Annotated in this window: 7 protein-coding genes and 1 tRNA gene; 3 read left to right on the top strand and 5 right to left on the bottom strand. The window is 49.1% G+C overall.

The genetic code is table 11. The annotated features are described in order from the left end of the window. The first annotated feature begins 224 nt into the window (after window positions 1-224). The 3 genes from tadA (at window position 225) to AB7U36_RS15690 (ending at window position 2,088) form a co-directional block, all read left to right on the top strand. A complete protein-coding gene (gene tadA / locus AB7U36_RS15700) occupies window positions 225-716 on the top strand; it encodes a tRNA adenosine(34) deaminase TadA (protein WP_428160652.1) in 492 nt (163 codons plus the stop codon). Next, on the top strand, window positions 679-1,965 hold the full coding sequence (locus tag AB7U36_RS15695; protein ID WP_428160651.1) for an adenylosuccinate synthase: 1,287 nt from the start codon (window positions 679-681) through the stop codon (window positions 1,963-1,965). The genes tadA and AB7U36_RS15695 overlap by 38 nt, the downstream gene beginning before the upstream one ends. A 46-nt stretch (window positions 1,966-2,011) precedes the next feature. Continuing rightward, window positions 2,012-2,088, top strand: a tRNA-Pro gene (locus AB7U36_RS15690). A gap of 141 nt (window positions 2,089-2,229) precedes the next feature. On the opposite strand, the gene AB7U36_RS15685 is transcribed toward AB7U36_RS15690, so the two are convergent. From AB7U36_RS15685 to AB7U36_RS15665, 5 genes are all read right to left on the bottom strand, one after another. Then, the gene (locus AB7U36_RS15685) at window positions 2,230-2,694 is read right to left on the bottom strand and encodes a methylated-DNA--[protein]-cysteine S-methyltransferase (protein WP_428160650.1); all 465 of its coding nucleotides are present in this window, start codon (window positions 2,692-2,694) and stop codon (window positions 2,230-2,232) included. Continuing rightward, window positions 2,691-4,340, bottom strand: a complete 1,650-nt coding sequence (locus AB7U36_RS15680) for a fatty acid CoA ligase family protein (protein ID WP_428160649.1) — start codon at window positions 4,338-4,340, stop codon at window positions 2,691-2,693. Before AB7U36_RS15680 ends, AB7U36_RS15685 begins: the two co-directional genes overlap by 4 nt. Then, a complete protein-coding gene (locus tag AB7U36_RS15675) occupies window positions 4,337-5,035 on the bottom strand; it encodes a hypothetical protein (RefSeq protein ID WP_428160648.1) in 699 nt (232 codons plus the stop codon). Before AB7U36_RS15675 ends, AB7U36_RS15680 begins: the two co-directional genes overlap by 4 nt. A 53-nt stretch (window positions 5,036-5,088) precedes the next feature. Next, window positions 5,089-6,000: an alpha/beta fold hydrolase gene (locus tag AB7U36_RS15670; RefSeq protein ID WP_428160647.1), complete on the bottom strand. Its 912-nt coding sequence runs from the start codon at window positions 5,998-6,000 to the stop codon at window positions 5,089-5,091. Beyond that, window positions 5,994-6,640 (bottom strand): 3-oxoacyl-[acyl-carrier-protein] synthase III C-terminal domain-containing protein (locus AB7U36_RS15665; protein ID WP_428160646.1); only part of this gene is annotated, 647 nt, incomplete at its 5' end. The genes AB7U36_RS15665 and AB7U36_RS15670, both read right to left, overlap by 7 nt.

Here is a 6,640-nt window from a genome sequence, read left to right as displayed (position 1 = left end):
GGTAACACGCCTTGTGTCATAGTTTGTTTCACCCCGTTGGTGATAGGTTTTTGGTTGCACAAATACTCTATCTGCTTGATCCATCAAGTTCAACGGGGTTTTTTATTTTTTTGACGGCGGATCAGGGTTTTTACCGGCATCCAAAATAATGATTTTATTTTCAGCTCAGTGCCCCATAACATTTGACCTGATGGAAAAAGGCTTATATAAATCAGGGTTGGATTATGGATGATGAATATTACATGTTGCTTGCCTTGGATGAAGCAAAAAAAGCCGAAAAGCAGGACGAGGTACCGGTTGGGGCCATCGTGGTGGACCAGGCCGGAAAGGTAATCGGACAGGGATATAACTGCCCGATATCCGAAAGCGATCCGACAAGCCATGCTGAAATCAAGGCCATTCGTTCGGCCTGCACGCTCATGAATAACTATCGCCTGCCCCAGACGACACTTTATGTAACCATAGAACCATGCATCATGTGCATGGGGGCAATTATCCATGCCAGAATCCAGCGGCTGGTATTTGGAGCACTGGATTCCAAATGGGGGGCTGCGGTCTCCCTTTACCAAATGGGGGCGGATTCACGATTGAACCATCAACCTGAAGTTGTTCAGGGAATATGTGAAGAACAAACAAGACAGATTATAAAAAGTTTTTTTGAGGAAAAAAGGAGAAACCGTGACAAACACAGTTGTTGTGGGAACCCAGTGGGGTGATGAAGGAAAAGGAAAAATTGTCGATCTGCTCAGCGAACATGCTGATTATGTAGTCAGGTTCCAGGGTGGGAACAATGCAGGGCACACCATGGTGGTCAACGGAAAAGAAATTATCAGCCACCTGATCCCCTCCGGGATACTTCAGCAGAAAAAATGTTTTATCGGCAATGGTGTGGTGGTTGATCCTTTTGTATTGCTGGATGAACTTGATTATCTGGCAGGCAATAACATTGATGTATCTCCCAAAATGCTGGAAATCAGTAACCGTGCCCATATCATCATGCCTTATCACCAGGAGATCGATAAAGCCCGGGAGAAAAAAAAAGGAAAGGATAAAATCGGCACCACAGGTCGCGGGATCGGCCCCTGCTATGAAGATAAGGCAACCCGCGTGGGTATCCGATTCTGTGATCTTCTCGATTTTGATCTGTTCAAGGAAAAAGTTCTGGCTGTCATGGCGGAAAAAAATTTTTACCTGAAAGAATATTTCAAAACCGATCCCATGGATCCGGCACTTGTTATTGATCAATTTGAAACGGTCCGTGCCCGGCTTCTCCCCTATATTTCAGATGTCTCCGTATCCCTTGACCGGGGTATCCGGGAAGGTCTGCAAATTTTATTTGAAGGGGCCCAGGGCACACACCTTGACATTGAACATGGCACTTACCCCTTTGTTACCTCCTCCACAACTGTTTCAGCCAATGCAGCAAGCGGCAGCGGCGTGGGTCCAGGACTGCTGAATGAAATCATCGGTATTGTCAAGGCATACACCACCCGGGTGGGCGCAGGCCCCTTCCCAACGGAACTATTTGATGAAACGGGTGACAAGATCCAGAAAACCGGCGCTGAATTTGGGGCCACCACCGGGCGCAAACGGCGCTGTGGATGGCTGGACATGGTGGTATTAAAAAATGCCGCCCGCCTGAACAGCCTGACCGGACTTGCCATCACCAAACTTGATGTTCTGGATGACCTGGATGAGATTAAAATCTGCACAGGATATGAATATTCGGGCAAAATCATGGCAGATTTCCCGGCACAAATTGATGTTCTGGCACAGTGTTCGCCTGTTTATGAAACACATCCCGGCTGGAAAGCGTCGACATCAGAGATGACCAAATTTGATGATCTGCCGGAAAAAACCAAAGCCTATCTTGCACGGATAGAAGAATTGTCAGAAGTCAAAATTAAAATTGTATCCGTAGGACCGGGGCGCGAGGCCACTATTATCAAAGAAAACATTTTCTAAATTGACTTTCGCTTGATTATGGTATATTAAATTACGTCTTATGCGTCGGGATGTGGCTCAGCCTGGTAGAGCACCTCGTTCGGGACGAGGGGGTCGGAGGTTCAAATCCTCTCATCCCGACCACTAATTAACCGAAATCATTATTGATTTCGGTTTTTTTGTGCCCTTCAATATGTGGCAGAAATGTGGCACCTCTTTTGGGGCATTCTTTATCTGTTTCGGTGTATATATCCATTCTATTTTTCACGATATTAAAATGAACTTTCAGGATCTTTCCAGATCTAGAAGGGCCTGCTTGATATCAAGGCCGCCGGCAAATCCGGTTAATTTTCCGTTTTTGCCGATCACACGGTGGCAGGGAATGATGATGGGTATGGGATTACACCTGTTGGCAAGACCCACGGCCCGAAAGGCTTTTGGGTTACGGATCTGTTCTGCAATTTTACCATAGGTGACCGTGGTTCCGTAAGGAATAGTTAAAAGTTCCTGCCAGACCTGTTTCTGGAAATCCGTTCCTTTGGGCTGCAAATCAAGGTCAAATTGTTTTAACCGGCCTTCAAAGTATTGCACCAGCTGGGATACAGCATAGGGAAAAATGGTGTTGTCCTCTACCCAGCCTTTCCCGGGCGCGTTTCCTTCACCTTTGACCGGGAAACGGATCTGTTCAAGCATTGTGTTACCGGCCAGCATCAAAGGACCGATCTTTGAATGAATATATCTGTATTTCATTCGACCAACTCCCGGGCTTTAATTGCCAGGGTTTCCCTGAAAATTTTGGAGTTGTGCCGGATATCCACCGGAAATTTATACTCAATAAAAATATATTCAATGCCGGCGGTCAGAGGATTTTTACGGGCCAGATCAGACAATTCCCGGATAAATTGTTTTTCATCGGATATTTTTTCACAAGGCTCCACAAACACCACCGGCACCTGACGGTTTTTTGGCCCGACGCCTGTGAGCGCACTGCGGTATACCTTTTCATGATTGTTGAATATGGCTTCCACGGGGACGGTGAACAAGGTCTGTTTTCCGGTTTCAACCCGGTGGGCTTTTCTGCCGCAGAACCAGATCCTGCCCTTTGAATCCTTCCAGCCCAGATCCCCCATCCTGTGCCATACTTTACCGTCCGGGTCCGGTATTTTTGCCATGAGATCAGCATTGGAATTATTAAAATAATGCTCGGTAACAAGATCTGCTTTTACTGTTATTTCCCCCACCTGACTTTCAGGCACCTCCAGGTTATCCCGGATCTGGGTGATGGGCTCGTCACAAATCTTGATCAATTTTATTTTTGTATCTGCAATGGGCCGGCCCACGCATATGCCAAATCCCTGTTCCGAGAGTTTTCTGGTTTCCGACAGGATTTCATGGGAACCGATGGATATGATGGGAACCGCTTCCGTGGCCCCGTACGGGGTATGGATCTGGGTATCATTGGAGAGCATGGATGAAAACTGTTCAATATTGGCCGGACTGACAGGGGCGCCTGCAGACACCACACGGCGCAGGGACGGCAGTTTGATCCCGTTTTCCTGACCGTATTTTCCCACCCGGTTCAAAAGGGCCGGGGAGGCAAACATATTGGTCACACCATGGTTCTCAATGGCCTCGATAATTTTTACGGGGTCCACCAGGGCAGGTTTTGTGGGATCCATATCCGGGATCACTGCGGTCATGCCCAGGGCAGGATCAAACAAAGCAAACAAAGGAAAGGTGGGCAGGTCCACCTCATCGGGCGAAATTTTAAAATGTGATTGGATCTGACGAATCTGGGCTTCAAAATTGCCATGGGTGTATACCACGCCCTTGGCAGGCCCTGTGGAGCCCGTGGTAAATACAATGGCCGCTGTTTCGCTCTCCGTGGTCTGGGCCGGTTTGAAAGGTGCGGCCGGGAATTTGCTCATCAGCTGGTTCAGGGTGTATCCGCCCCAGAACCATTTTCTGCCCACGGTCACCCATCGTTTCACTGTTTTAAAAAATCCGGGACGCAGGGTTCGGAGCACATGGGCCTTTTCAATGCCGATAAAGGCCTTGGGCCGGCTTTGGGCAAGACATTGCAGCATCCGGCCAATCCCCATGCCCGGATCCACCACCACGGGCACCGCCCCGACCTTAAACATGGCAAACACCGTAAGAAAAAATTCCATGCCCGGGGGCACCATTAAAATGGTGCGGGTTCCCCGGCCAATGCCGATGCTGGTAAGCCCGGTTGCAAGGCTGTCGGACTGCTGGTCAAGCTGGCGAAAGGTCATCTGGCTGTAAAGAACCCGCCCGGCATTATCCCGTGAGGCAGGGTAGACCACGGCCTGTTTGAACGGATAGATTTGTGCGGATTGTTTCAGGCTTTGGGCAATATTTGTATGGCGTGTCATAAAAACATCTTTTTTATTTTATACAGGGTTCCCTTGACCAGGCCTTCGGGGGCCTTGGGCATGGCTTTCTTTAGCGGGGCTGTCTGTTCCTGGGCTTTTCCCAGGGCTTCCTTGGCAGTCCGGAGCATCTCTTCTGCAGTCTGATCAATCTTTTCCTGGCCTGCAGTCGGGTTGACCTGGAACAGCACAAAGGTTTCTTTAATGGGTTTTTCCAATTTTTCAAAGGATTTTTTTAAAGACTGCATTTCCTTATCCCATACCTTTTTCTGGCCGTCGGCAATCCTCTCCTGGTCCGGGTACTTGGTACCCACAGCATCAATGCGGGCAATTTCAGCCTCAAACAAATCCATTTCCCCATCATAGGCCACCAGGGCATCGTAAAGTTCAGGCATGCGGGCAAAACAAAAGGCGAGCATCTCCTGGGGCAACGTGACATGGGAAAGGGTTACGGGAAGGTAAACCCGGCTGTCTTTGGTACCGGAACCTGAAAAAAATTTGGTGTATGCAAAAAATCCGCCCCCGCCAAGGATACCCGGAATGAGCAGAAGAATAATCAGCTTTTTGAACAAAGATTTCTTCTTGGGGACGGCTTTATCCGATTCGGTGTCGTCGTCTCCCTTGTCCTGGACCTGAACCGGTTTTACCTGGGCGGCCGGTTCATTGGGTTCATCCTTTTTTTTTTTTAATAGTCCCATAACACCCCTATTTATCTGTAATGGAGCTGAAAGTCAAAATCCAAAAGAAAATGTCAGGACAGAAATTTTTGAATCAGTTCAAGGGTGGGACCGGGCTTATCTTCGAACAGATAATGGCCGGCATCCTCAAATACATGGGCAGGGGACCGGGGAAATCTGTTTTTAAATTCCTCAAGGAAATGAATGTCAAAAACAAAATCCCGGGTTCCCCATAAAAACATGAGCTGGGCCGGATCAAGAGCAGAAAGGTTTTGATCCACCTTCTGAACCCTGGCATAACTTCTGTCTTTTGCTGTGACCGGTATATCCTGAACAAATTTTAAGGTGGCAATGCGATTTGCCCAACTGTTGTAGGGGGCAACAAGACCCTTTTTAACAGATTGGGGCAACCGGGTTTCCGGGGCAAGATACAGGGCCCCCCGGGCAAATATGTTGGCACCTAAAACAGCAGGCACGGCAAAGGGTGAAAGATATTTAACAGCCCAAAGCGCTGCCGGAAAGCGTTTGGATGCCGGCAGAAAAAAGCCCGAGGTGTTGGTGATTACAATTTTGTCCACACGATCCAGGTTGTCCAGGGCCCAGGCAAGCCCGATCATCCCGCCCCAGTCATGCACGATCAACGAGATTTTTTCATTAATATCCAGATGGCGGATAAGGGCATCCAGGTCTGCCACCCTTTGATCCAGGGTGTAATCATACTCTTTTGCCGACGGTTTGTCTGAAAAACCGCACCCAATATGATCTGGTACAATTGTCCTGAAACCATGGGACAGGCCCGTGATCAGATGACGGAAATAAAAGGACCAGGTGGGGTTGCCGTGGACCATGAGCACAGGCCCGCCTTTGCCCTGATCCACATAATGCATTTGGTTCCCGTTGATCCAGGCATAATGGGATTCAAAGGGATAAAGGTCTTCAAACCCTTTGGTGGACGTCACCTGCCCGTTGATTATTCTTGTTACCATTCCACCCCCAGAAAATAGCAGTTAAGTCCGGACCCCACCCCTAAAAAGGCCACAAAATCCCCGGGAACAAGAAATCCGCGTTCGTCGGCAATGGCCGCGGAAATGGGCAGGGACACGGATCCCACGTTGCCCAGAAAAGGAAAGGTGGTAAAATCCTTTTTCCGGTCAATTTTCATGGCAGAGTAAAATTTATGGTGATGCCCCTCCCCCACCTGGTGGGCAACGAATTTATCCGGCTTATCCGGGGGAAGATTGAACGCTTCGCGGAATAATTTATAGGTTTCCATGGCCAGCTCTGTGCCGTGGTCAAGCACTTTCTGGGCATTGGTGCGCATGATCACCCTTGAATCCGTGGGCATGCCCTGATGTTCAAATCCCCAATAACAAAGTGCCCAGTGACGGATGGTGTTATTCACCACCCCGCCTTTGACGGCATGGCGCTGGGTTTGGGGCCTGCCCAGGGTTCCGTCGGTGAGCAGAATTGCTGCGGCCCCGGAGCCGCCGGTCATGGTGGCCACGGCCTCTCTGTAAAATTCAATGCTCTTGTGGATGTTGATCTCTTCAATGGTGGCGTCCACAATCTGCCGGGCAGACTCGCAGGAGACCACAAGTCCGGCTTTAATATGCCCGAGCTGGATCT

It is taken from the genome of Desulfobacter sp. (assembly GCF_050177295.1).
This window is presented reverse-complemented; position numbering and strand designations above follow the sequence as displayed.